This window comes from Myceligenerans salitolerans (assembly GCF_017349295.1).
GTDB lineage: Bacteria > Actinomycetota > Actinomycetes > Actinomycetales > Cellulomonadaceae > Myceligenerans > Myceligenerans salitolerans.
In genome coordinates this window covers 1-24,786 of sequence record NZ_JAFMPK010000025.1, presented here as the reverse complement: position 1 = coordinate 24,786, position 24,786 = coordinate 1, and the positions used below count along the sequence as shown (strand labels likewise).

The window sequence follows — 24,786 nt, the reverse complement described above, 5'->3', positions numbered from 1 at the left end:
GTCAGGCCGCCAGGATGCGGGTGAGTGCCTCGCGTGCGCGGAGGGTGTCCTCGCGGTACTTCACCACCGCGCCGAGCGTGCGGGACGCGGCGTCGAGGTCGAGCGTCGTGGCACCGAGGCGCTCCAGGGCGCGCGCCCAGTCGAGCGTCTCGGCGACCCCCGGGGGCTTGAGCAGCGGTTCCCCGCGCAGCCGCTGGACGCAGCCGGCGACCTGGCGGGCCAGCGTCTCGGCGACCTGCGGCAGGCGGACCCGCACGATCGCCACCTCCCGCTCCAGGTCCGGATGGTCGATCCAGTGGTACAGACAGCGGCGCTTGAGGGCGTCGTGCAGCTCGCGCGTGCGGTTCGACGTCAGGACGACGGTGGGCGGTGTCGTGGCGCGGATCGTGCCGAGCTCCGGGATCGTCACCGTCCAGCCCGACAGCACCTCCAGGAGGAACGCCTCGAACTCGTCGTCGGCGCGGTCGATCTCGTCCACCAGCAGGACCGAGGGGGTGGTCCGCAGTGCCTGCAACACGGGCCGGGCCAGGAGGAACCGCTCGTCGAACAGGGAGCGCTCGGTCGTCTCGACCTCGAGGCCGGCCCGGTCCGACGACGCCGCTGCGGCCTCCAGCGTGCGCAGGTGCAGGATCTGCCGGCCGAAGTCCCAGTCGTACAGCGCCTGGGTGGCGTCGATGCCCTCGTAGCACTGCAGCCGGATCAGGGGCGCGCCGCCGGTTCGGGCCAGGGCCTCGGCGAGCGCGGTCTTGCCGGTGCCCGGCTCCCCCTCCAGGAGCAGGGGACGCTCCATCGCCCGGGCGAGGTGCGCCACGGTCGCCAGTTCCTCGTCGGCGAGGTATCCGGCCTCCCCCAGTGCTGCCGCGAGAGCCTCGGGTGAGTTCATCCGTTCAGGTTACGGTGTGGCGGCCCGGCGGTCGTGGCGTCCGGACCGGTGAACGCCCGGAGGCCGGCCGACCTCCCGGGAGCGGGTCCCGCCGTCGGGAGGTCGGCCGCGCCGCGGCCCGGTACGGGTCAGCTGTCGCCGTCCATGTTCTCGTCGTCCATGTTCTCGTCGTCCATGGAGTCCTCGCTCCCCATGTCCTCGTCCTCCGACATCTCCTCGTCGGACATCTCCTCGTCGGACATCTCGTCCTCGGACATCTCGCCGTCGGACATCTCCTCCGTACTCGTCGGGGACATGTCGTCCTCGGCGGGTTCGGAGTCGTTGCAGCCGGCCAGCAGCGTGGCGGCGGTGAGGGCGGACAGGGCGACGGCCGCGACACGGCGGCTCCGGGTGATCTTCATGCCCCCAACGCTATGGCGCGGAGCACGCGAACGACCCTTACGGCCTGGTTATGCGCTTCTTACGGGGATCTGACGCGCCCGCGGTCGGCGCTCGCCCCGGCGGCCGGGACAGGGGCCGTGGAATCCGGCGCCGCCATCGATTTCCCTTATATCCTCTTTGGGGTCGAACAAGGGAGCTCGATGCCGGACCACGTCCCCCCAGCCACCCCGCCCGCCAGACCTCGCCGCAAGCACTACGACGCGTTCCTCTCCTACAGCCGCAGCGCCGAGGGTGACTTCGTGCCCCGCGTCCAGGCGATGCTGCGCGGCTTCGGCAAGGGCGCGGCGGGCCCGTCGGACGATCGTGACCTGAGGCTCTTCGTGGACCGCTCGGGCCTCGCGGCCCACCCCCATCTGTGGCTGGAGATCAAGAACTGCCTCGCCGCCTCGGACCGTCTCATCGTGTTCGCCTCTCCGGGCGCCGCCGCGTCGGAATGGGTCGACAAGGAGGTGCGCTGGTGGCTCGCCGAACGCAGCATCCACACCGTCTACATCGCCCTGACGAGCGGCGAGATCGTCTTCGACCACGCTGCCGGCCGGATCGACGCCGAGGCGACCACCGCCCTGCCGCCCGCCCTGGTCGAGCACCTCGACCGCGAGCCCCGCTGGGTCGACCTGCGCGGTCCGCGGCGTGACCCCGGCCGCAGCAACCACCCCGAGCTCCCCAACGCGCTCGCCGAGCTGGCCGCCCCGCTGCGCAACGCCGCCAAGGAGGACGTCCTCAGCGCGCACATCACCGCGCAACGCCACCTCAACCGCCGCGCCCGCGCGCTCACCGCCGCCCTGTCGGTGCTGCTCGCTCTCTCGGTCGTGAACGGCGCGCTCGCCAGCCACTCCGCCGAACGGGAAGCGGCCTCGTCGTACGAGAGCGACGCCCACCTGCTCGCCGCGGCGTCGCACGCGAGCCGGGCGGAGAACCCCGACCTCGCCCAGTACCTCGCGGCCGAGGCGTATCACCGCGCGCCCGGGACGCAGACCCGGCACGCCTTCCTCACCGCCACGCTCGACACGCCGACCGACGACCAGCACCTCCTGCGCACCGTGGACACCCCGGGCGTGACGGCGCTGGCCGCCACCGGCACCGGCGCGGTGGGACGCACGGCCACGGGCGGGCTCCTGCGCTGGAACCCCGACGACGGCGACCCGGAGATCCTGCCCGGCGCGGGCGTCACTCTCCCGGATCCCGGCCTGGCGACCACCAGCGCCGTCGCCGGGAGCGACGACGGGCGCGTGGTCGCGGCGATCGACGCCGCGGGGGTGATCCTCGGCAGGTTCTCCGACGACGCCGGCCCGCTCGCCGACGACGGTGAGCTGGTGCGCCTCTACCGCCCGCTCCTCGACGTGGCCGACGACGAACGCCTCGACCCCACGGCCGTGGCGGTCACCGCCTCCGGCGACGCCCTCCTCGTCGCCTACGAGACACGGGGCACGTGTCCCGGCGGGGCCACGCACCAGCTCCTGCGCGTCGCCCTCAGCGGTCCCGAGGGCGACCTCGGGCTCCGGACGGTCGCCGCGCGCACGCATGCCTTCTTCGCCAGCCCCGCCTCGCGCTGCACCGCCGGCGACGATCCCGACGACGCCGTCCGCGCCGTCGCCGTGGACGTCGCCGCGGGCGCCCTGCGGGCGGACGCGAGCCGCCGGGTCGTCGTCGCCGACCCGCGGACCGGCGAGTCCCGCACGCTGAGCCTCGACACCCTCGCACCGGCCCCGGGTGGTGCGCCGGACCCCGCCCCGGCCGGCACGATCCCGGCGCCGTCGCTCACCACCTGGGCGGGGCTGACCGGTACCGGTACCGCCACGCGGGTCAGGCTCCACCACCCGCTCACCCGGGCCGACGACGGCGTCCCGGACACCATGTCGTGCCCGGTGCCGCTCGGCTGGCGCGACCCGGAACTGGCCGCGGTGGACGACGCCGGCGCCCGCGCCCTCGTACGCACGGACGACGGGCTGGTCGCCTGCACCGCACCGCGCGACATGCTGTGGCCCCGCACGCGGACCTGGCACCTCACCGGGGCCGCACCGGGTGCCCTGGTCGTGCTCGCTCCCGAGGACCGTGTGGTCGCCGCCGACGGCGAGACGCTGTCCCTGTGGCGCACCACGCGGGAGAGCAGCGACATGGACTTCCCGCCCGGCATCGCCGACGACCCGGCCGCGGCGCCCGTCGTCGCCTCCCGCTCGGGGGACCGGCTGCCGGAGCACGCGGCCACGACGGCCCTCTCCTGGCCGGACGGCACCGTCCAGGTCCACGAGAAGGGCACGGTCGAGGTTCCGGGCCTGCACGACGGCGAGCGCGTGCTCCCGGTTTGGCTCACGCCGTCGCCGGAGCGGGCGCGCACGACGCAGCGCGACGACGGCGACCTGCTGCTGGTCGCGTCCGACGGCCGGGCCTGGATCAGCAGCACCGACGCGCTCCGTCCGGGTCCGGGCGGCACGCTCGACCCACCCGCGGAGCCCCTGCCGGAGTTCCGGGCCCACCTGCGCGAGGCGCACACCGCGTTCACCACCTTCGACACCGAGGGCTGCCTCCCGCGGCGGCTGGAGGATCCGGAGTCGGTCTGCCCGGTGCTGGTCGGCGCCCACCGGGCGGCGGACCATCTGGTGCTCGTGGACTCCACCGGTGGGGTCTATCTCCTCGACCCGGATCTGACGAAGACGCCTCGCTACGTGCCCGACGAGCTGGGTATCGGCGCGCTGATCGCCTCGCCGTGGGAGGAGCGGGGGCGGGTGGCCGTGGACGACGACGGCCACTGGCTCGCCGTCGCGCCGCGCGGCCGGTCGCTGCGGGTGCTCGACCTCACGAGCCCGGTACCCGGCTGGGAGGTACGGGGCGGGGCCATGGCGCAGGTCCACCTGGTTCCCGCGACGCCGGGGAGCGAGGGCGCGCGTCCGCTGCTGGTCGCGCTGGCCGAGGACGGCTCCGTCCGTACGGGCGCGGTCGCCGAGGGCGGCCCGCTCCTGCCGCTCCTGTCGCCCGGTTCGCACGGTGACGTGCTGGCCGTGCTGGCGGAGCCCGGGCTGGTGGTGCGCAACGAAGGGCCGCTGCTCGCCCTGTTCGACATCCGGTCCGGCGCGCGGGTCGGCACGATCGCGACCAGCCTGCGCACCGCCGGCACGGAGCCGGACCCCGGGACGGTGTACGCCGCGCACGGCCGGCTCCTGCTGGTGCAGGAGCACGGGGTCACCATCAGCCGCGCGCTCGACAAGCAAGAGGACACGATGCTGCGGCAGGCGTGCGTCTCGGCGGCACCGGCGCTCACGCCCGAGGACCTGGGCCGCCTGGGGGTGCGCCACACCCCTCCGCGCTGCCGCATCGTCTACACCGAGGGGCTGCCGACGTTCACCGACCCGGGCCTGCTCGTGCCGGAGAACCGGCTCGCGCCCCCGCCGTTCCCGCCGGTCAGCTCCGCACCGGCCGTTCCCTGAGCGGGGGCGCCCCCGCCACCGGACCGCCGGGACGGGCCGGCGTACGCCCGCATGCCGCCCGTGACCGACCGGGCGTCGATCCCGGACTCGCGGAGCCTCGCCGCGACCCGCGCGGAGCGGACGCCCGACGCGCACAGCACGTGGACCACGCCGCCGTCCGCCCACCCGGCGACGGCGGACACGCTGCGCCCGGCGCCCGGGCCGGTGAAGTTCCCCGACGGGATCAGCCGTGCCCCGGGGAACGGGTCGGTCCGCGACTCCCAGGGCTCCCGCACGTCGAGCACGAGCGTGGCGGCGTCGCGCTCCCGCGCCGCGACCAGCTCGGTCACCGAGGTCTCCTCCGGGTGTGCCGCGGCGCCGGGGGCCGCCACGTCACGCCCGGCCGGGCCCGCCCCGCAGAACAGCGCGTACGGATCGGCGCCGCCACCCTCGCGGGCGTCCAGGAGCTCCGTGACCGGCGCACGGTCCGGGTCGCGCCGCACGGTGAGCGTGCGCCACGTGCCGTCGAGGGCGTCGTGGACGGCGAGCCGCCCGAGCAGCGGCCGCCCGGCGCCGGTGATCAGCTTGACCGCCTCGGTCGCCATGATCGTGCCGACGGTCCCGCACACCGCGCCCAGGACACCGGCCGTCGCGCAGTCGGGTGACGCACCGGGCGGCGGCGGGACCGGGAACACGTCACGGTAGGTCACCCCTTCCGGCGCGGCGGCCTCCGCACGGGCGCGGGGCGCGGCCCAGAACGTGGAGACCTGGCCGGTGAACCGGTGCAGCGCTCCCCACACGCACGGCAGCCCGAGAATCTCGGCGGCGTCGGAGACGAGGTAGCGCGTGGCGAACGCGTCGGACCCGTCCAGCACGAGGTCGTAGCGGCCCAGGACGTCCAGCGCGTTGTGACGTGTCAGTCGCTCCCGGTGCTCCACGACGTCGGTGTGCGGGTTCACCGCCCGGACGGCGTCGGCGGCCGACGCGGTCTTGGGCCGGCCCACGTCCCGCTCACCGTGCACCACCTGCCGCTGCAGGTTGGACGTCTCGACGACGTCGTCGTCCACGATGCCGAGCGTACCGACGCCCGCGGCCGCCAGGTACAGCAGCGCGGGACTGCCGAGCCCGCCCGCGCCGACGGCGAGCACCCGCGCGGCCCGCAGCCGCCGCTGCCCGTCCTCGCCGATGCCGGGCAGCGCGAGCTGCCGCGCGTACCGCGCCAGCTCGTCGCGGGTCAGCTCCTCGGCGGGTTCGACCAGCGGCGCGGTCGTCCCCGGCGTCTGCCCCGTCACAGCGCCAGGTCCAGGTTGTCGCGTGCGTCCGGGCCCGTCGCACCGCCGACCGCCACCCGGCCGTCGGCCGGGGAGGAGGCCAGCGCGCGCTCGCGGCGGGGCATCCGGCCCGCGTGGGCGGCGTCGTGCCCGGCCTCGACGGCGAGCCGCATCGCCCGGGCCATGCGGACCGGGTCGGCCGCCCGGGTCACGGCGGTGGCGAGCAGGACGCCGTCGCAGCCGAGCTCCATCGCGAGCGCCGCGTCCGACGCCGTCCCGATCCCCGCGTCGAGAATCACCGGCACGGGCGACGCGGCGGCGATCGCCTCGATGTTGCGCGGGTTGGCGATGCCGAGCCCGGAGCCGATCGGTGACCCGAGCGGCATGACCGCCGCGCAGCCGGCGTCGGCGAGGTGGCGGGCGGTGACCGGGTCGTCGTTGGTGTAGGGCAGCACGGTGAAGCCGTCGTCGACCAGGATGCGGGCGGCCTCGACGGTGCCGGCCGGGTCGGGCAGCAGCGTGACGTCGTCGGCGACGACCTCGAGCTTGATCCAGTCCGTGCCGCACGCCTCGCGCGCGAGCTGCGCCGTGAGCACGGCCTCCCGCACGGTGAAGCACCCGGCCGTGTTGGGCAGGGGACGGATGCCGAGACGTTCCAGCAGGCCCCAGATCGAGGTGTCGCCGGTGGCGGCCGGGCCTGCGGCCCCGGGCGTGGGACGCGCCACGCGCCGCATCGCGACGGTGGTCAGCTCCGTGCCGGACGCCACGAGCGCGTCCTCGAGCGCGAGCAGGCTCGCCGCTCCCCCGGTGCCCAAGACCAGGCGCGAGCCGAGCGAGGTCCCCGCGATGGTCAGCGGCGCGTCGATGGAGGTCGTGGAGGTCGTGGAGGTCGTGGAGGTCGTGGAGGTCGTGGAGGTCGTGGAGGTCGTGGAGGTCGTGCCCATGGTCAGCCTCCCTGCACGGCGGTGACGACCTCGACCCGCATGCCGGGCCGGATCTCGGTACGGTCCCAGGCGCCGCGCGGCACGACGGCGTCGTCCACGGCGACGGCGACGCCGCGCGGGACGCCGTCGACCACCACCTCCGGCACGAGGCGGGCGACGAGGTCGGTCACGGGAACGGGCCCGTCGAGCGGGTAGGGCTCGCCGTTCACGAGCGCGGCGGGCCGGGCGGGGCCGGCGGGGGTGTCCGGGGAGGTGGTCACGAGGGTGCTCCTTCGGTGGTGCGGGGGTGTGCGGCCGGTGTCGTGGCGCGGCGCTCCAGCCGGAGCGGGTCGAGCAGGGGGGCGGCGGCCTCCGCGATGCGCGCGGCGTGCGCGGCACCGGGTCCGGCGTGCGGTAGGACGCCGGGCCGGTGGTCGACGACGGCGGCGGTGAGCGGGGCGAGCAGGATGCCACCCCGGTGGTGTCCCGTGGCCAGGACCAGCCCGGGGGCGGCCTCGCCCAGCAGCGGGGCGTTGTCCGGGGATCCCGGGCGGGAGCGGGTGGTCGCCTCGGCGAGGTCCGCCTCGTCGAGGGCCGGCAGGAGGGCGCGCGCGTCGCGCAGCAGGGCGAACACGTCGCCCGCGCGGGTGCGCGTGGTGGCGGCGCGCTCGTCGGAGGTGGCGCCGACGACGATCTCGCGGCGGCCGTCGGGCCGGGGGCGGCGGGGCACCACGTAGACGGGCCGGCCCTGGACGGTGCCGCGCACCACGACCGACGGCCCCAGGGCCGCGTCGGCGTCGAGCCGGAGCGTGGTGCCGGGGACGGCACGGGTGGGCGCACCGGGGTACAGCCCTGCGCTGGCGTGCCCGGCGGCGAGAACCACGATCCCGCCTCGACGCCGGCCGTCCGCTCCGCGCCTCCCGGTCCCGTCCCAGCCGTCGCCCCCGGCCCCGGCGGCGCGTCCGGCGGCGACAGGCTCGCCGGTCACGCCTTCGGCAGGCCCGGCCGGCCACTCCGTCCCGGCGTCGTCGCACACGCCGACCACGGCACCGCCGTCCCAGGTCAGAGAGGTGGCGGCGCGCTCCACCAGGCTCGCGCGCGGATGGCGTCCCACCACGTCGAGCAGCGCACGCTGCACGGCGCGCGGGTCGACCTGGTGGTCGCCGGGGATCCAGGCCGCGGCCGAGAGACGCGGCCCGAGGGACGGTTCCCGGGCCCGCGCCTCGGCCGGCGTGAGCTCCCAGGACTCCAGGCCCAGCTCGCGGTGCAGCGTGAGGCGCCGGCGCAGCTGGGCGGCGTCGTCGGCGTCGTACGCGACGGCGAGCGTGCCCGCCGTGTCGAGCCCGAGCGTCCCGGCCGCGAGCCCGGCGGCCCGCTCCAGCCCGGCGGCGAACTCCGGCCACAGCCGGACGGACTCCGCACCGATCCGCGCGAGGCGCTCCTCGCCGAACTCCGCCTCCATGGCCGGCCCGAGCATGCCGGCCGCGGCGTGCGTGGCGCCGTCGCCCGGCGCGGGGTCGAGCACGGTGACGGCCGCTCCGGCCACGAGCGCGCGCCATGCGGCGGTCAGCCCGATGATTCCCGCGCCCACGACGACCACGGGCACGCGGCTGTCCTCCATGGTTGCTCCCTTCGCCGGCATGACCCGGATCAGGTTCGACGGTCGGCGCGTTCGCGCCCTCTCAGCCCCTCGGGGCTCCCGTGCATGTCGTAGGCAACCATAACCCCCGTGCCCGGCGGGCGGTTCCGGCGGGCGGTCACGGCCGGAACGGCCGACCGGTCGTCCGCCTACACTGCGTTCCGTGGATCCTCGGACACGGCTCGCCGACGCCCGGCTCTACCTGTGCACCGACGCCCGGGAGGCGACGGGCGACCTCGAAGCGTTCCTGCACCGGGTGTTCTCGGGCGGGGTCGACGTCGTGCAGCTGCGCGACAAGACGCTGGACGCCGCGCGGGAGCTGGAGCTGCACGCCCTGGTCGCCCGCGTGGCGGCGGAGTACGGGGCGCTGTGGGCGGTCAACGACCGGGCCGACCTCGCCGGGCTGGCCGGAGCGCCCGTGGTGCACATGGGGCAGGACGACCTCGCACCGGCCGACGTGCGCACGCTCCTGGGCGGCGGTCCCGTCCTCGGCCGCTCCACGCACGCGTTCGAGGAGGCCATGACCGCCGAGGCGGACGACCGCGTCGACTACTTCTGCGTCGGCCCGCTGTGGTCCACCCCGACGAAGCCGGGGCGGCCGGCCGTGGGCCTGGACCTCCTGCGGCAGGTGGCGGCCACCCGGCCCGCGACGCCCTGGTTCGCGATCGGCGGGATCGACGACGACGGCCCGGGTCCCACGCGCCTGGACCAGGTCCTGGAGGCGGGCGCCACCCGCGTCGTCGTCGTCCGCGCCATCACCCGGGCCGACGACCCGGAGAAGGCAGCGGCGGCACTCCGCCGCCGCCTCCCGCCCTCCTGAACGTCGTTCGACGGGCTCTCGGGTCCAGGAGTTGCGCCGAACCGAGGCCGGCGCCGCCGGGTCAGGAGTTCCAGGCCTTCGTGAACTCCTCCAGGTTGATCTTGCCGTCACCGTCGCCGTCGGCGTGCACGAAGATCGAAGTGAGGTCGTCGTTGGTGACCTCCTCGCCGCGCCCGCCCATCGCCTGGCGGAACTCCTCGACGGTGATGTGGCCGTCGTCGTCGTTGTCGAACTCGTTGAAGGTGGCGGTCAGCTCGTCTTCGGCGGTCACGGAAGGCCCTCCTGAAATTCCCGGCTTGCTCGGTCCGGAGCAGGCTACCGCCAACCGCCGGGATCACTCGCGTTTCGGCCCCACCCACACCTGCTGCGCGTTGACGAACTCGCGGATGCCGTGCGGCCCGAGCTCGCGGCCGTAGCCCGAGCGCTTGATGCCGCCGCTCGGCAGCCGCGGGTCGGTCTTCACGATCCCGTTCACCGCGACCTGGCCGGCCGCGATCCGGGACGCGAGCGCCTCACCACGCTCCGGCGTCGACCAGACGCTCGCCGCCAGCCCGTAGTCGCTGCGGTTGGCGACGGCCAGCGCGTCCTCGGCGTCGTCGGCCCGCATCACGACCATGACCGGCCCGAACGTCTCCTCGCGGCATGCCGTCATGTCCTCGGTCACGTCGGCCAGCAGCGTGACCGGGTAGAAGTACCCGTCCCCGTCCGGCATGCGGCCACCCAGCAGCAGGCGCGCACCGGCGTCGACCGTCTCGGTCACCTGCCGGTGCAGGTTGTCGCGCAGGTCCGCCCGGGCGATCGGCCCCACCTGGGTGGCAGGGTCCCGCGGGTCGCCCACCACCAGCTTCTCGAGCCGCCGCTGCAGCTTCTCGACGAGCTGGTCGTACACGGGCGCCTCGGCGATGATCCGCTTGGCCGCGATGCACGACTGCCCCGCGTTGATGATCCGCGACAGCGTGATGACGTCGGCGGCCTCGTCCAGGTCGGCGTCCGCCAGCACCAGGCAGGGGTCGCTGCCGCCGAGCTCCAGCACGGCAGGCTTGATCTCGCTCGCGGCGACGCCCGCCACGGCCGCTCCCCCGCGCGCCGACCCGGTGAACGACACCGCCTGCACCCGCGGGTCCCGGACGACGCCCTCGACCGCGTCCGTCTCCAGCGGCAGGTTCGCGAACACGCCCTCGGGCACGCCGGCCGCCGCGAGGGCGTCGGCGATGGCTCGTGCGCAGCCGGGCACGTGGGGGTCGTGCTTCATGACGCACGTGTTGCCCGCCATGAGCGCCGGCGCCGCGAAGCGTGCCGCCAGCCAGAAGGGTGCGTTCCAGGGCAGCACGCCGAGGACCGTCCCGAGCGGCAGGTACTGCACGTAGCTGCGCGTCGCGTCGGACTCCAGCACCTCCTCGGCCAGGTACTGCGCCGCGTGGGCGGCGTAGTGCTCGAAGCACCACGCCGCCTTCGCGACCTCGCCGTGCGCCTCCGTGACGGGCTTGCCCATCTCCCGGGTCATGAGCGGTGCCAGCTCGTCGGTGTGCTCGCGCAGGTGGGCGCCCACGGCGGTGAGCACCTCGGCGCGCCGCGCGATCCCGACGTCGCGCCACGCCGGCCAGGCCGCCTCGGCGGCTCCCAGCACGGCGTCGACCTGCTCGGGACCTGCCGGCTCCTGCTCGGTCACGACCTGCCCGGTGCTCGGGTCGATGGCAGTCAGCATGCGGACCTCCTTCTCACGCGATCTCGGCGACGTCGGGGCGGATGGGGGTAGGGGGTTCGGCGTCGTCCGTGACGTCGGGCGGCGTCCCGTCGTCGTGCACGACGACGGTCGAGGACTCCGGCACGACGGCGGACGGCAGCGGCGCGGCCTGCTCCGGCTTGCACACGAAGTCCTCCTCCAGGGTGTAGAACGACTCGCAGCCGTCGGCGGTCACGTGGATGGTGTCCGAGATGCCGACCGTCTTGTCGCCGTCGACGCCCCACATCCAGGGCAGGATGTGGAACGTCATGCCCTCGCGCAGGATCGCCGGGTTGCCCTGGTTCAGGCTCAGGATGTAGCCCTCGTCCCAGCTCGGCGGGAAGGCGATCCCGATCGAGTACCCGGAACGGGTGATGAGGCGGGCGCCCACGCGGTTGTCCGAGATGATGTTGCGCACGATGTTGTCCGCGTCCGAGACCGTCAGGCCCGGCCGGATCGCCGCCTTGACCTCCTTGAGCGCGAGCTTCATGCGCTCCTGGGCGATGCGCATCGAGTCGGACAGCTCGTCGAGGACGACGGTGCGCATCATCGCCGTGTGATACCGCCGGAAGCAGCCCCCCACCTCGATGAACACGTGCTCCCCCGGCTGGACGTGGCGGCCCTCCCAGGTCGCGTGCCCGATCATGCTCCGCGGGCCCGAGACCACGTACGGCATGACGGCCGGCGGCTCGCCGCCGGCCCGGAACATGGCGGCGCTGATCTCGGCGCCGATCTCGTTCTCCGACACGCCCGCCACGCACGCCTCGATGCCGGCGCGCATACCCGCCTCGGTCGCGCGGGCGGCCTTGGTCATGATGCCGATCTCCGCGGCGGACTTGGTGAGCCGCCCCTCCTCCACGATGCCGAAGCAGTCCAGCAGCCGGCCCTCGGTGAACGCGGTGTGGATGTAGTCCTGGTGGTAGGCCGGGAAGAAGTAGCTGTTGCGCTCGTAGCCCACGTTCCCCGAGTGCAGACCGAACTCCCGCAACGCCTGCACCAGGCCCTGGATCGCGTCACCCGTGTCCGGGTAGGGACGGGTCACCTCGACCCAGGTGCGTGCGTGGACGTTGGACTCCTCCATCGCACGCGTGATCATGAAGGGCTCGATCTCCAGCGGCACCACCAGGGCCTGGAAGAAGGAGTAGCCCGTCGTCTGGTAGTCCGTGAGGTACATGAGGTTCTCGGGATCGGTGATCACCACCGCGTCCAGCAGCCGGTCGGCCATGCGGGCGCGCAGCTCCGCCAGGCGCCGCTGGTACTCCTCGAACGGGAACGTCATGTCGTCGCGCTGTCTCATCTGCGGGGCCTTTCGCTCGTGGTGCTGCCGATTCACCTCGTCGTGCGTCAGTCGTCGTCGGTCGTGCGGTCGGTCGGTCACATCGGTCGCCGAGCGGCTAGGCCGTGCTCCGCACGGCCGAGGCGAGGATCTCCAGGCCCGCGGCCAGGTCGTCGTCGCCGATCGTCAGCGGCGGGATCAGCTTCAGCACGCGGCCGCCCGTACCGCAGGGGCAGACCAGCAGGCCGTTGTCGAAGCACTCGCGGGTGACGGCCCGGGCGAGGTCGCCGTCGCCCAGGTCGAGTGCCTGGATCATGCCCTTGCCGCGCACCTCGAACCCGCGGCCGGACTCCTGGGCGATCGTCCGCAGCGCGGCGGCCATGGTCTCGCCCTTCGCACGCACCTGCGCCGGGAACTCGTCGTCGTCGAAGTAGGTGAGCGCCTCACGGCCCGCCACGAACGACAGACCCTGGCCACGGAAGGTCCCGGTGTGCTCCCCCGGCTGCCAGCGCGCGTCGTGCTCGGGCTTGACGAGGTTCATCGCCAGCGGGGTGCCGAAGCCGCCGATGCCCTTGGCGAGGCACACGATGTCCGGGTCCAGGTCCATGCCGTCGAAGCTGAAGTAGCTGCCCGTGCGGCCGCAGCCGACCTGGATGTCGTCGATGACGAACAGCGCGTCGACGTCCCGCGCGAGCTGCTGCACGGCCCGCAGCCACTCCCCGCTCGCGACGTTGACCCCGCCCTCGGCCTGGATGGTCTCCACCACGAAGGCGGCAGGCGGCCGCAGGCCGCTGGAGCCGTCGGCCAGCAGCGCCCGGTAGTCGTCCAGCGCCCGCGTCCCGCCTCCGGGCGCGGTCTCGAACGGCAGGCGCACCACGTGATCGAGCGGGACCCCGGCGGCGTTGCGGAAGTAGTCGTTCGCGGTCAGGGCGAGGGACCCCAGCGTCATGCCGTGGAACCCGTGGGTGAACGCGACGACGTCCTGCCGTCCGGTGACCCGCCGGGCCAGCTTGAGGGCCGCCTCCACGGCGTTGCTGCCCGTGGGCCCCATGAACTGCATGCGCATCGTCAGGCCGCGCGGGCCCAGGATCGTGTCCGCGAACCCCTGGAGGAACTCGCGCTTGGCGGTCGTCGCCATGTCCAGGCTGTGCACGATGCCGTCCGCCTCGAGAAAGGCGATGACGGCCCGCTTCATGCGCTCGTTGTTGTGGCCGAAGTTCAGCACGCCGGCGCCGGCGAAGAAGTCGATGTAGCTCCTCCCGGCCTCATCGACCTGCCGGGCGTTCGACGCCGAGGTGAACACGGTGGGCCACGTCCTGCTGTAGCCCCGGATCTCTGACTCCCACTTCTCGAAGACCTCCATGGGCCAGATCTAGTTTCTCCCGCCGCTCCCCGTCAAGGAACTCGCCGCGATTCCTGCCGCGGATCGTCGAGGATTCCGGTCCTTGCCTGATTCATCCTTGATGTCGACCGCCGTCGCCCGTCCGGCCCGCCGGGTCCGAGCACGGCGCCGACCGGCGCCTCTCACGGCATGGCGATCTCGCGGCCGCCGACGACGGCGACCGTCCGGTCTCCCCTGCGGACCAGCGCGGGACGGATCGGTTCGGCCGCCCGCTCCGCGTTCCCGGCCGCCGCGGCCGTCAGCGCGGCGGTGTCCGGGAGCGCGGCGATCTCGGTGAGGGTCAGGAACGTGGGCGGCATGAGGCGCGCGGCGCCGGACGCATGCGCGGCCAGGACGTCGGCCGGGTACCACCAGCGGGCCTCGACGGCCTCGGTGGTGCGGGCATCGGCGGCCTGCCCGGCGGGCAGCACCGCGACGAAGAACGCGGCGTCGTAGCGCCGAGGTTCCTGCTCGGGGGTGATCCAGCGGGACCACGGGTGCAGCAGGTCGGCGCGCAGGGCGAGGCCGGCGCCGTCGAGCACGTCGGCCAGCGTGCGGGTGCGGTCGACCAGCCCGGAGCGCGCGGCGCGCAGCCACGCGTCGTCGGGCAGGGGCGACCCCGGCCCCGAGGGCCCGGCGAGCAGCACGCCGCACTCCTCGAACGTCTCGCGCACGGCGGCGCCCACGAAGCCGGCCGCCTCGCCGGGCGGGCACGAGAAGCGGCGCCCCCACTCCTCGGGTGCGGGGCCCTGGATCCGGGCCGGCACGACCGCGTCGCCGGGGTCGACGGCACCACCGGGAAAGACGGTCATCCCGGCGGCGAAAGCCATCGTCGGCACCCTGCGCTGCAGGAACACCTGCAGCGGGGAGCGCTCGCCGGACGGGTCGGGCAGGTCGCGCACCAGGATCACGGTGGCGGCCGCCCGTGGAAGGGCAGGAATCGTGTTCACCGGGGCAACGTAACGGATCCCCGCCGCCCCCTCGACGCGCGGCCGTCCGGATGGTCCGGCGCGCGACCACGCCGTTCTGCCGTGGTGGGAACGCACCCACCCCGCAGAACGGCGTGGTCGACGCCGCCCCTCGGCCGGCGCCGGCCGCCGCCCCTCCGCCGCCGTCCCTCAGCCGGCGCCGACGTCAGCGGGCGTCGTCGTCGACCCAGTCGAACGTCTTCGTCACCGCCTTCTTCCAGTTGCGGTAGAGGCGCTCGCGCTCCTCGCCGGCCATCGCCGGGGACCAGCGGCCGCCCTCGGCCCAGTTGGCCTCCACGTCGCTCTCGCCGGACCAGAAGCCGACGGCGATACCGGCGGCGTAGGCCGCGCCGAGCGCCGTCGTCTCGGCGACCTGCGGACGCACGACGTCGACGCCGAGCTGGTCGGCCTGGAACTGCATGAGCAGCTCGTTGGCGACCATGCCGCCGTCGACCTTGAGCTCCGTGAGCTCGACGCCGGAGTCGGCGCGCATGGCGTCCACGACCTCGCGCGTCTGGAAGGCCGTCGCCTCCAGGGCGGCGCGGGCGATGTGGTTGCGGTTGACGTAGCGCGTGAGCCCCACCAGCGCACCGCGCGCGTCCGGGCGCCAGTAGGGCGCGAACAGACCGGAGAACGCGGGCACGAAGTAGGCGCCGCCGTTGTCCTCCACCTTGCTCGCCAGGTACTCCACGTCGGGCGCGTCGGTGAAGAGCCCGAGGTTGTCGCGCAGCCACTGCACGAGCGAGCCGGTCACGGCGATCGACCCCTCCAGCGCGTACACCGCGTCGGTGTCACCGATCTTGTAGCAGACGGTGGTGAGCAGGCCGTTCTTCGAGGGGATCTTCTCTGTGCCCGTGTTGAGCAGCATGAAGTTGCCGGTGCCGTAGGTGTTCTTGGCGGTGCCCACCTCGAAGCAGGCCTGGCCGAACGTGGCCGCCTGCTGGTCGCCCAGGATGCCCGCGATCGGCACGCCCGGCACCATGCCCTTCGGCCGCCCGTGGCCGTACACCTCCGACGACGACCTGATCTCGGGCAGCATCGACATCGGGATGCCCATGTCCGCGGCGATGTCCTCGCGCCAGGACAGGGTGTCCAGGTCCATGAGCATGGTGCGCGAGGCGTTGGTGACGTCGGTGACGTGCACGCCGCCCTCGACGCCGCCCGTCATGTTCCACAGCACCCACGCGTCCGTGTTGCCGAACAGCAGGTCGCCGCGTTCGGCGGCCTCCCGCGCGCCCTCGACGTTGTCGAGGATCCACTTCACCTTGGGCCCGGAGAAGTAGGTCGCGAGCGGCAGGCCCACCACGCTCTTGTACTTGTCCGGCCCGGTGTCGCCGCCGAGCTCGTCCACGATCGCCTGGGTGCGCGTGTCCTGCCAGACGATCGCGTTGTACACGGGCTTGCCGGTGTTCTTGTCCCAGACGACGGTGGTCTCGCGCTGGTTCGTGATGCCCACGGCCGCCAGGTCCGCGTGGTTGATGTTCGCGCGGGTCAGGGCGATCCCCACGACCTGGCGCGTGTTGTCCCAGATCTGATCCGGGTTGTGTTCCACCCATCCCGGCTGCGGGAAGATCTGGTCGTGCTCGAGCTGGCCGGTCGAGACGACGGTCCCGGCGTGGTCGAACACGATGGCCCGGGAGCTCGTGGTGCCCTGGTCGATGGCGAGGACGTAGTCAGGCATGGTTCTCCATCCACTTCGTTGTGCGTCGTTCACTGCGTCGTACGGGGTTCACTGCCTCGTGCGTTCGGACGGCCTGCGGGTGTTCAGAAGGCTACGGCGGTGGCCAGCAGACCGCCGAGGGCCCCGCCGACGAGCGGCCCGACCACCGGGACCCAGGCGTAGGCCCAGTCGCTGCCGCCCTTGCCCTTGATGGGCAGGATCGCATGGGCGATGCGCGGCCCGAGGTCACGCGCGGGGTTGATGGCGTAGCCGGTCGGGCCGCCGAGGCTGGCGCCGATCCCGGTCACGAGCAGAGCCACCGCCAGCGGACCCAGGTCACCGGGCCAGTTCGCGAACGACAGCACCACGAACACCAGCACGAACGTGCCGAGGATCTCGGTCACCAGGTTCCAGCCGTACGAGCGGATCTCGGGACCGGTGGAGAACACCGCGAGCTTGGTGGCCCCGGGTGCCTCCTCGTCGAAGTGCCGCTTGTAGGCGAGGTAGGTGAGGACGGCGCCCAGGACCGCGCCCGCCAGCTGGGCCGTGATGTAGACGGCCGCGTTGGCGGCCGTGGCCGGGATGCCGGGCCCGAGCTCGTCGGCGCCGCTCGCCAGGAGACCGACGGTGACGGCGGGGTTGATGTGGGCGCCGCTCTTGAAGGCGACGAACACGCCGGCGAACACCGCCAGCCCCCAGCCGAAGTTGATGAGGAGCCAGCTGGAGCCGACCCCCACCCCCTTCGTCCTGGGCAGGATGGCGTTGGCGACGACGCTGCAGCCCAGCAGCAGGAGCAGCATCGTCCCGAGCAGCTCGGTGACGAACAGCTGGATGGTTGACATGGGTGGTACCACCTCTCGTTGACATCGTTGTCGGTCGGTGCGCCACGGCGTGGCGAGTTCGTCCGGGTTCAGGATGTGTCAGGTACGCAGCGGCCGCATCGGCGCGACGTCCTCCGCACGGCCGCGGACGGCGGCGGCCGCCGCGTCGTCCGGTTCGCCCGCGGCGGCGGTCTCCGCCCGGACCCGTGCGGTGTAGGCCTCGAGCTCGGCGTCCCGGGCGGCGTCGTCCCAGCCCAGCAGCGGGGCGACGACGGCGGCGATCTCGCCGGCGGCCGCGAGGGCGCCGTCGGGCACCTCGTAGACGAGCCGCGTCCGGTGCGCGAGGACGTCCTCCAGGTGGAGCGCGCCCTCGTGGCTCACGGCGTAGTGCACCTCGGCGCGCAGGTAGGCCGGGGCCTGGGCGAGCGGGCGGGCGAGTGACGGGTCGGCCCGGCACAGCTCGACGATCTCGAGGAGGCTGGCGCCGTACCGGTGCAGCAGGTGGTCGACCATCGCCGTGGTCCACCCGTACCGTCGCGCCCAGCCGGCGGCGTCCTCCCGTGCGCTCTCCAGCCCTTCGGCACCGAGCAACGGGATCTCGTGGGTGATGCCGGGCCGCGCCGCCGCGCCGTCCCCGAGCGCGAAGTCGACCGCGTCCTTGGCCATCACGCGGTACGTCGTCAGCTTCCCGCCGGCGACCACGGTCAGCCCGGGCGTGGGCGAGGCGACCGTGTGCTCACGGGAGACCTTGGCCGAGCTGGTGCCCTCCTTGGTGCCCGGCTGCAGCAGCGGACGCAGCCCGGCATAGGTTCCGACGACGTCCTCGCGGCCCAGCGCACTGGACAGCACCGAGTTGGCCTGGTCGAGCACGTAGTCGACGTCGGCGGCGGTGGCCACGGGGTGGGTGGGGTCGAGTTCCCACGGCGTGTCCGTGGTGCCGAGGATCCAGTACCGGGACCACGGGATGACGAACAGCACCGATACCGGCGTCTGCAGGATCAGGCCCGCCTCGCCCCGGATCCGGTCCCGCGGCACCACCACGTGGACGCCCTTGGACGCCAGCACCCGCAACCCGCCCTGGTCTCCCGCGAGCGCTTCGGTGTCCTCGGTCCACACGCCGGTGGCGTTGATGACGTGCCGGGCCCGGACCGCGATCTCCCGGCCGGTCTCGAGGTCCACCACGACGGCGCCGTCCACGGTGCCCTCGGCGTCCTTGGTGAGGTCGACGACCTGCGTGCGGGAGGCGGCGTGCGCTCCGTGGCCGGCGGCGGTCCGGACGAGGGTGGTGACGAGCCGCGCGTCGTCGACGGAGGCGTCCCAGTACTGGACGGCGCCCACGGCGGCGTCGTGGGCGAGGTCGGGGAACCTCTCGGCGAGCCGGCGGCGGGACAGGTGCCGGTGCCACGGCATGGCACGGCGGCCCCGGCCGATCGTGGCGAGGGTGTCGTAGAGGGCGATGCCGGCTCCGACGTAGGCCCGCTCCCACACCCGGTGCTCCAGGGGGTAGAGGAACGGGACGGGGCGCACGAGGTGGGGGGCGAGTTCCTTGAGGAGCAGGTCGCGCTCGGTGAGCGCCTCACGGACCAGGTGGAAGTCGAGCATCTGCAGGTAGCGGAGACCGCCGTGGACGAGCTTGCTGCTGCGGCCGGAGGTGCCCGAGCCCCAGTCCTGGGCCTCGACCATCGCGGTGGTCAGGCCGCGCGTCGCGGCGTCGAGCGCGATGCCGGCGCCGGTCACGCCACCGCCGATCACCAGGACGTCCAGCGTGCCGCCGGGCTCGGCGGACCGCTCGAGCGCGGCGAGCGCCCGGGTCCGCGACTCCGTGGTGAGACGGGTGGTGACCATGCCGTTCCCTTCCGATCGCTTTTCGCGGGGATGTACCGCGCTTGTGCCGGGCCTTGCCGGCGGGGGTGCCGGACCAACAGCACACCTCGCCAGGCACGGACGTGCAAGCGATGTGCACGAACGTGCAAAAATGCGTGCGGGGCACCGGGCGCCGAGGGGCACGGGCCGAAGGGAGTCGGACATGCCGAACCGCGAGCGGGACCTGGTCACCGCGGCGACCATGTACTACCTGCAGGACGCGAAGATGGAGGCCATCGCCAAGCACCTGCACACGTCGCGGTCGACGGTCTCGCGGTTGCTCAAACGTGCACGGGACGAGGGGATCGTGGAGATCACCCTCCGGCCCGCCCATTCCCGGGCGCCGAGCCTGGGCCAGCACATCGCCACCACGTTCGGGGTGGCCGCGTACGTGGTGCCCGTGCCGGACACGGCGGGCCTGCCGGACCGCCTGGACCAGGTGGCGATGGCCACGGCGCGGCTGGTGGCGCGCTGGTTCGACTCGGAGATGGTGCTCGGGATCGCGTGGGGCACCACTCTCGCCGCCATCGCGGGCCACCTGCCGGGCAAGCCGACGCGTGGCTCCGAGATCGTGCAGCTCAACGGGGCGGCCAACACGCGGACGTCCGGCGTCTCCTACGCGGGAGACCTCGTGGCCGGGTTCGGCGCGGCGTTCGACGCGCACGTGCACCACTTCCCGGTGCCGGCGTTCTTCGACTACGCCGCCACCAAGGAGGCGATGTGGCGGGAGCGTTCCGTGCGACGCGTGCTCGACGTCCAGTCCCGGATCGACATCGCCCTGTTCTCGGTGGGTGCGACGGTGTCCGGTGGCCTGCCGTCGCACGTGTACGCGGCCGGCTACCTCGAGCCGCGGGACACGGAACTGCTGCGCGCCGAGGGCGTGGTCGGTGACGTGTGCACGGTGTTCCTCCGGGCCGACGGCAGCTACCAGGACATCCCGATCAACGCACGGGCCACCGGACCCACCCCGCGGCAGCTGCGCCGGATCCCCCGGCGGCTGTGCGCGGTCGCCGGGGACAACAAGGTGCCCGCGCTGCGCGCGGCCCTCGCTGCGGGCGTCGTCACGGACCTGGTGCTCGACGAGCGCACCGCCGCCCGCCTGATGCGGAAGCCGGCACGGTCCGCGAGCCGGTGATTGTGAACCGGTTCGACACAGATCCAGGCCGCCGATGACGACCTCGCCCCCGCATCGGCCGACGGCCGCACCGATATCCCGGCATTTTCCCGGCCTCGGCACTTGCCTCCGCCGTCGGCGGTGTGGTTAGGTGCGAACCGGTTCACAACCCGAACCGGTTCACACCGACGCGAGGAGGCGGCCGTGGTCAACATCGGTGACGTCGCACGGGCAGCGGGCGTGTCCCGCAGCACGGTGTCGTACGCGCTGTCCGGCAAACGCGCCATCTCCGACCGGGCGCGCCTGCGGGTCGAGGCCGCCGTCCGCGAGCTCGGCTACACGCCCAACGCGGGAGCGCGGGCGCTGGCGACGTCGCAGACCATGGTGATCGGCCTGCTGGCCCGCTTCCTGGAGGACGAGTTCGCGCCCGCGATGCTGCAGTACATGCTGGGCGTCTCGAACACGGCCCGCGAGCTGGGCTACGACATCCTGCTCTCCACCGAGGAGGACGGCACCCGCGCCCTGCGCCGCATGAGCGACTCGCGGATGGTCGACGGCGTCGTCCTGCTCAACGTCGCCCACGAGGACGACCGGCTCCCCGTGCTGCGGACCGCGCCTCAGCCGGGGGCACTGGTCGGCCTGCCGGGCGACTGCACCGGGGTCGACGTCTTCGACCTCGACTTCGAGGAGGCCGGCCGGCTCATGGTCGACCACCTGTTCCGGCTCGGGCACCGCGAGCTGATCCTCGTGTCCCAGCCCGAGCACGTCGTCGAACGCGGCGGTGCCTACGTGTGGCGCCTGCAGGGTGCCGCCCAGGAGGCGGCGCGGGCGCGCGGCGTCACGCTGCACGCGACGTTCGGCTCCTCGCGCCAGCCCGAGATCGGCCGCGACCTGGCCGCAGTCCTCGACACCCACCCGGACGCCACCGGCCTGATCCTCAACAACGAGGCGGCCGCGGCGGCGCTGCCGAGCGTGCTGCACGAGCGCGGGTTGGCCGCGCCCCGCGACCTGTCGGTCGTCGGACGGTACTCGGAGGAGTTCGCCAGCACGTTCTCCCTGCACTACACGGCGGTCGAGAGCGCACCGGACCGGCTCGGCCGCATGGCCGTGCGCCAGCTCGTGCGCCGCATCGAGGGCGAGATCGCACCGGACGACCCGTACGTGGTCCGGTTCGTCTCACCCGAGCTCGTCGACCGCGGAAGCACCGGCACGCCGCCGGCGCGAGCGCCCGGCTGACCTCCGGCACGCCGACAGCACGGCGACGGGACGTCGGCGCCCACATGGTGTTAACGCTCACACCATCGGCGTCGCTCACCCACCGTGTCGGCGCCCACGCACCGCGCCGAGGCACAACCGGGGGCCGACCACCGGATCGATGCCCTCGACCGCATCACCATGCACGACCACTGTTCAAGGAGGAACACCCATGTACAACCCGAAGCGCGGCACCGCCCGCCCGTTCACGGCCGGCCTGGCCGTCCTCGCCGTCGCCGGCGGCCTGGCCGCCTGCTCGGCCGGCGACGACGCTCCCGGCGAGAACGCCGCCGGCGGCACCTACACGTGGTGGGATCCCTACCCCCAGCACGAGGAGGGCTCCGACTGGGCCGGACGCGTCCAGGCCTGCGGCGAGGACGCCGGCGTCACGATCGAACGCACCGCCTACGACACCACCGCCCTGACGAACCAGGCGCTGCTCGCGGCCCAGGAGGGCACGTCGCCCGACGTCATGCTGCTGGACAACCCCGCGGTCTCCACCCTCGCGGACACGGGCATGCTCACCACCGTCGCGGAGCTCGGCCTCGACACCTCCGCCATCGACGAGAACCTGCTCGCCGCGGGCGTCGTCGACGGCGAGACGTACGGCATCCCCATCGGCGCCAACACGCTGTCCCTCTACTACAACGCCGAGGTCCTCGACGACGCCGGCGTCGACCCGGCCTCGATCACGGACTGGGAGTCCCTCACCGCGGCTCTCGGCGAGGTCACCGACGCCGGGCACAAGGGCATCACCTTCGCGGGCATCGGCACCGAGGAAGGCTCCTTCCAGTTCCTGCCCTGGTTCTGGGGCGCGGGCGCCGACCTGCGCGAGCTCGACTCCCCCGAGGCGGTCGAGGCCCTCGAGCTGTGGACCGGCTGGCTCGACGACGGCTACGCCCCTGACTCGGTGATCAACAACTCCCAGAACACCGTGTGGGAGGAGTTCCTCACCGGCGACTTCGCGTTCGCCGAGAACGGCACGTGGCAGGTGAACAGCGCGGCCGAGGCGAGCTTCGAGACGGGTCTCGTCCAGCTCCCCGCACGCGACGGCGGCGTCGCGCCCGCCCCCACCGGCGGCGAGTTCATCGTCGCCCCCGTCCAGGACGACGCCGCCCGCTACGACGTCACCCGCCAGATCGCCGAGTGCATGACCACGCCCGAGGGCCTGGTGGAGACCGCGAACACCTTCGCGTACTACATCCCGCCCACCGCCGAGGGCCAGGACGCCCTCCTGAAGGAGAACCCGGACCTCCAACCGTGGGTCGAGGCCGTGCGCAACGCGAAGGGCCGCACCAGCGACGACCTGGGCACCGACTACCCGAAGATCAGCGAGGCCCTCTGGACCGCCGTCCAGAACGCCCTGTCCGGCGCCGAGACGCCCGCCGACGCACTGGCGAAGGCCCAGGCCGACGCCGAGGCCGCGACCAGCTGAACGCACCGGGCGCGCCGGATGCGCGGGCACACCCGCGCGTCCGGCACGCCCGCGAGCCGACCGACCGCAACCGAGCGAGGAATCCCGTGATGACCACCACCGAGGCCCCGGCCGCCGCGGACGCACCCCCCGGTGCCCGCCCCGTGCCGCGGCGGCCGCGGCGCCGGCACGGCACGTCAGCGACCCCCTGGACCGCCGTCGGCTTTGCCGCACCGCTGATCGTCTACCTGACCCTGTTCTACGCCTACCCGCTCTGGCGGAACGTCGACCTGTCCGTGCACGACTACACCATCCGTGCGTTCGTGCAGGGCGACGCCGAGTTCGTCGGGTTCGACAAGTACGTCGAGGTGTTCACCTCCTCGACGTTCCCGACGGCCCTGTGGAACACCGCCGTCTTCACCTTCGCCTCGATCCTGTTCCAGTACGCGATCGGGCTGGCGCTCGCGGTCTTCTTCCGGTCGGGTTTCCGGCTCTCGCCGCTCCTGCGGGCGATGTTCCTGGTGCCGTGGCTCCTGCCGCTCATCGTCTCGGCGTCGACCTGGGCATGGATGCTCAGCAGCGAGAACGGCATCGTCAACTCCGCGCTCGGCGCGTTCGGGGTGCCGCAGATCAACTGGCTGACGTCGCCCGGCACCGCCCTGCTCGCCGTCACCGTCGCGAACATCTGGCTCGGCATCCCGTTCAACCTGGTCATCCTGCACTCGGGGCTGCAGAGCATCCCGGGCGACGTGTACGAGGCGGCATCGCTCGACGGCGCGGGCCCGTGGCGGCAGTTCTGGAGCGTCACGTTCCCGCTGCTGCGCCCCGTCTCGGCGATCACGCTGCTGCTCGGCCTGATCTACACGCTCAAGGTCGTGGACGTCATCTGGGTGATGACCACGGGCGGGCCCGGCGACTCCTCGACCACACTCGCCATCTGGTCCTACCGCGAGGCGTTCGGCACCGGGCAGCCGGACTTCTCCCCCGCGGCCGCCGTCGGCAACGTGCTGATCGTCGTCGCCCTCGTGTTCGGGTTCCTGCACCTGCAGCTCCAGCGCCGCCAGGAGGAGTCATGAACCGCGCGCCGTCACGAAGGACGGGGTGGAAGACCGCACTCGGCGTGTTCTTCACGGCCGTCATGCTCTTCCCCGTCTACTGGATGTTCAACGTCTCCCTCACCCGCACCGCGGACCTGCGGGCGGACCCGCCGCACTGGTTCCCGTGGGCACCCACCACGGAGGGCTACGAGGCGGTCCTCGCCCAGCAGCTGCCCGCCCTCGGGACGAGCCTGCTGGTGGGCCTCGGCTGCGTGGTCCTGACCGTCGCGATCGCCGCGCCGGCCGGCTACGCCGTCGCGCAGCTGCGGCTGCCCGGGCGGGGCGCGCTCAACTTCCTGCTGCTCGTGGCCCAGATGATCCCCGGCGTGGTGATGGCGATGGGCTTCTACGCGGTGTACGTGCGGCTCGGGCTGCTCAACACCGTCGGCGGGCTCATCGTCGCCGACTCGACGATCGCCGTCCCGTTCGGCGTGCTCCTGTACACGGCGTTCATGGCGGGCATCCCGCGCGAGCTGCTGCAGGCGGCACGGGTCGACGGCGCGAACGCCTGGCGCACGTTCGTCTCGGTCGTCCTGCCGCTGAGCCGCAACGCGACCCTCACGGTCTCGCTGTTCGCGTTCCTGTGGGCCTGGTCGGACTTCATCTTCGCCTCGACCCTCGACCGCAACGGCGACCTCGTCCCGATCACGCTCGGGATCTACCAGTACATCGGCAACAACACGACGCAGTGGAACGCGATCATGGCGACCGCCGTCGTCGCGTCCGTACCGGCGGCGGTCCTGCTCGTCGTCGCGCAGCGCTTCGTGACGGCGGGCGTGACCGCCGGCGCCGTCAAGGACTGAAAGGGCGACCGTGACCCACACCCAGGCGGCCTCC

Annotated in this window: 21 protein-coding genes and 1 riboswitch; of the genes, 7 read left to right on the top strand and 14 right to left on the bottom strand. The window is 73.5% G+C overall.

Going from position 1 to position 24,786, the window contains the following annotated elements:
* Position 1: 1 nt before the first annotated feature.
* Positions 2 to 883: an AAA family ATPase gene (locus J0911_RS04600; RefSeq protein WP_207274289.1), complete on the bottom strand. Its 882-nt coding sequence runs from the start codon at positions 881 to 883 to the stop codon at positions 2 to 4.
* A gap of 128 nt (positions 884 to 1,011) precedes the next feature.
* Positions 1,012 to 1,284, bottom strand: a complete 273-nt coding sequence (locus tag J0911_RS04595) for a hypothetical protein (protein ID WP_207274288.1) — start codon at positions 1,282 to 1,284, stop codon at positions 1,012 to 1,014.
* Between the two features lie 180 nt (positions 1,285 to 1,464).
* Between J0911_RS04595 and J0911_RS04590 the strand changes: the two genes are divergently transcribed.
* Positions 1,465 to 4,746, top strand: a complete 3,282-nt coding sequence (locus J0911_RS04590) for a TIR domain-containing protein (protein ID WP_207274287.1) — start codon at positions 1,465 to 1,467, stop codon at positions 4,744 to 4,746.
* Here J0911_RS04590 and J0911_RS04585 read toward each other — a convergent pair.
* The 4 genes from J0911_RS04585 to J0911_RS04570 form a co-directional block, all read right to left on the bottom strand.
* A complete protein-coding gene (locus J0911_RS04585; protein WP_207274286.1) occupies positions 4,638 to 6,017 on the bottom strand; it encodes a ThiF family adenylyltransferase in 1,380 nt (459 codons plus the stop codon). The two genes, J0911_RS04590 and J0911_RS04585, sit on opposite strands and share 109 nt — an antisense overlap.
* Complete coding sequence (locus J0911_RS04580; RefSeq protein ID WP_207274285.1) at positions 6,014 to 6,940, bottom strand: thiazole synthase; 927 nt, start codon at positions 6,938 to 6,940, stop codon at positions 6,014 to 6,016. Before J0911_RS04580 ends, J0911_RS04585 begins: the two co-directional genes overlap by 4 nt.
* A 2-nt stretch (positions 6,941 to 6,942) precedes the next feature.
* On the bottom strand, positions 6,943 to 7,200 hold the full coding sequence (thiS, locus tag J0911_RS04575; RefSeq protein ID WP_207274284.1) for a sulfur carrier protein ThiS: 258 nt from the start codon (positions 7,198 to 7,200) through the stop codon (positions 6,943 to 6,945).
* Entirely contained in the window at positions 7,197 to 8,540 is a 1,344-nt protein-coding gene (locus J0911_RS04570) for an FAD-dependent oxidoreductase (protein WP_207274283.1), read from the bottom strand. The genes thiS and J0911_RS04570 overlap by 4 nt, the downstream gene beginning before the upstream one ends.
* A riboswitch (TPP riboswitch) is annotated at positions 8,530 to 8,632 on the bottom strand. (Overlaps the previous gene by 11 nt.)
* Before the next feature lie 80 nt (positions 8,633 to 8,712).
* On the opposite strand from J0911_RS04570, the gene thiE reads away from it, so the two are divergent.
* A complete protein-coding gene (thiE, locus tag J0911_RS04565) occupies positions 8,713 to 9,378 on the top strand; it encodes a thiamine phosphate synthase (RefSeq protein WP_207274364.1) in 666 nt (221 codons plus the stop codon).
* A gap of 61 nt (positions 9,379 to 9,439) precedes the next feature.
* On the opposite strand, the gene J0911_RS04560 is transcribed toward thiE, so the two are convergent.
* The 8 genes from J0911_RS04560 to J0911_RS04525 all read right to left on the bottom strand — a co-directional run bounded on the left by J0911_RS04560 (position 9,440) and on the right by J0911_RS04525 (position 19,052).
* On the bottom strand, positions 9,440 to 9,649 hold the full coding sequence (locus J0911_RS04560; protein WP_207274282.1) for an EF-hand domain-containing protein: 210 nt from the start codon (positions 9,647 to 9,649) through the stop codon (positions 9,440 to 9,442).
* A 63-nt stretch (positions 9,650 to 9,712) separates the two neighbouring features.
* Complete coding sequence (locus J0911_RS04555) at positions 9,713 to 11,083, bottom strand: NAD-dependent succinate-semialdehyde dehydrogenase (protein WP_207274281.1); 1,371 nt, start codon at positions 11,081 to 11,083, stop codon at positions 9,713 to 9,715.
* Between the two features lie 13 nt (positions 11,084 to 11,096).
* Positions 11,097 to 12,398: an ectoine hydrolase gene (gene doeA, locus J0911_RS04550; protein ID WP_207274280.1), complete on the bottom strand. Its 1,302-nt coding sequence runs from the start codon at positions 12,396 to 12,398 to the stop codon at positions 11,097 to 11,099.
* A 97-nt stretch (positions 12,399 to 12,495) separates the two neighbouring features.
* Positions 12,496 to 13,740 carry an aspartate aminotransferase family protein gene (locus J0911_RS04545; protein ID WP_207274279.1) on the bottom strand — a complete coding sequence of 415 codons (1,245 nt, stop codon included), beginning with the start codon at positions 13,738 to 13,740 and terminating at the stop codon, positions 12,496 to 12,498.
* A gap of 161 nt (positions 13,741 to 13,901) precedes the next feature.
* Positions 13,902 to 14,708 carry an NUDIX hydrolase gene (locus J0911_RS04540; protein WP_207274278.1) on the bottom strand — a complete coding sequence of 269 codons (807 nt, stop codon included), beginning with the start codon at positions 14,706 to 14,708 and terminating at the stop codon, positions 13,902 to 13,904.
* A 184-nt stretch (positions 14,709 to 14,892) separates the two neighbouring features.
* A complete protein-coding gene (gene glpK, locus J0911_RS04535) occupies positions 14,893 to 16,407 on the bottom strand; it encodes a glycerol kinase GlpK (RefSeq protein WP_207274277.1) in 1,515 nt (504 codons plus the stop codon).
* An 83-nt stretch (positions 16,408 to 16,490) separates the two neighbouring features.
* On the bottom strand, positions 16,491 to 17,228 hold the full coding sequence (locus J0911_RS04530) for an MIP/aquaporin family protein (RefSeq protein WP_207274276.1): 738 nt from the start codon (positions 17,226 to 17,228) through the stop codon (positions 16,491 to 16,493).
* Positions 17,229 to 17,306: 78 nt separating this feature from the next.
* Positions 17,307 to 19,052, bottom strand: a complete 1,746-nt coding sequence (locus tag J0911_RS04525; RefSeq protein WP_207274275.1) for a glycerol-3-phosphate dehydrogenase/oxidase — start codon at positions 19,050 to 19,052, stop codon at positions 17,307 to 17,309.
* A gap of 181 nt (positions 19,053 to 19,233) precedes the next feature.
* Between J0911_RS04525 and J0911_RS04520 the strand changes: the two genes are divergently transcribed.
* The 5 genes from J0911_RS04520 (at position 19,234) to J0911_RS04500 (ending at position 24,752) form a co-directional block, all read left to right on the top strand.
* Positions 19,234 to 20,205 (top strand): sugar-binding transcriptional regulator, encoded by a 972-nt coding sequence (locus J0911_RS04520; protein ID WP_207274274.1) that lies wholly within the window; start codon positions 19,234 to 19,236, stop codon positions 20,203 to 20,205.
* A gap of 183 nt (positions 20,206 to 20,388) precedes the next feature.
* On the top strand, positions 20,389 to 21,420 hold the full coding sequence (locus J0911_RS04515; protein WP_207274273.1) for a LacI family DNA-binding transcriptional regulator: 1,032 nt from the start codon (positions 20,389 to 20,391) through the stop codon (positions 21,418 to 21,420).
* 190 nt (positions 21,421 to 21,610) lie between these two features.
* On the top strand, positions 21,611 to 22,873 hold the full coding sequence (locus J0911_RS04510; RefSeq protein ID WP_207274272.1) for a sugar ABC transporter substrate-binding protein: 1,263 nt from the start codon (positions 21,611 to 21,613) through the stop codon (positions 22,871 to 22,873).
* A gap of 89 nt (positions 22,874 to 22,962) precedes the next feature.
* Complete coding sequence (locus tag J0911_RS04505) at positions 22,963 to 23,928, top strand: carbohydrate ABC transporter permease (protein WP_207274271.1); 966 nt, start codon at positions 22,963 to 22,965, stop codon at positions 23,926 to 23,928.
* Positions 23,925 to 24,752 carry a carbohydrate ABC transporter permease gene (locus J0911_RS04500; protein ID WP_207274270.1) on the top strand — a complete coding sequence of 276 codons (828 nt, stop codon included), beginning with the start codon at positions 23,925 to 23,927 and terminating at the stop codon, positions 24,750 to 24,752. The genes J0911_RS04505 and J0911_RS04500 overlap by 4 nt, the downstream gene beginning before the upstream one ends.
* Positions 24,753 to 24,786 lie beyond the last annotated feature (34 nt).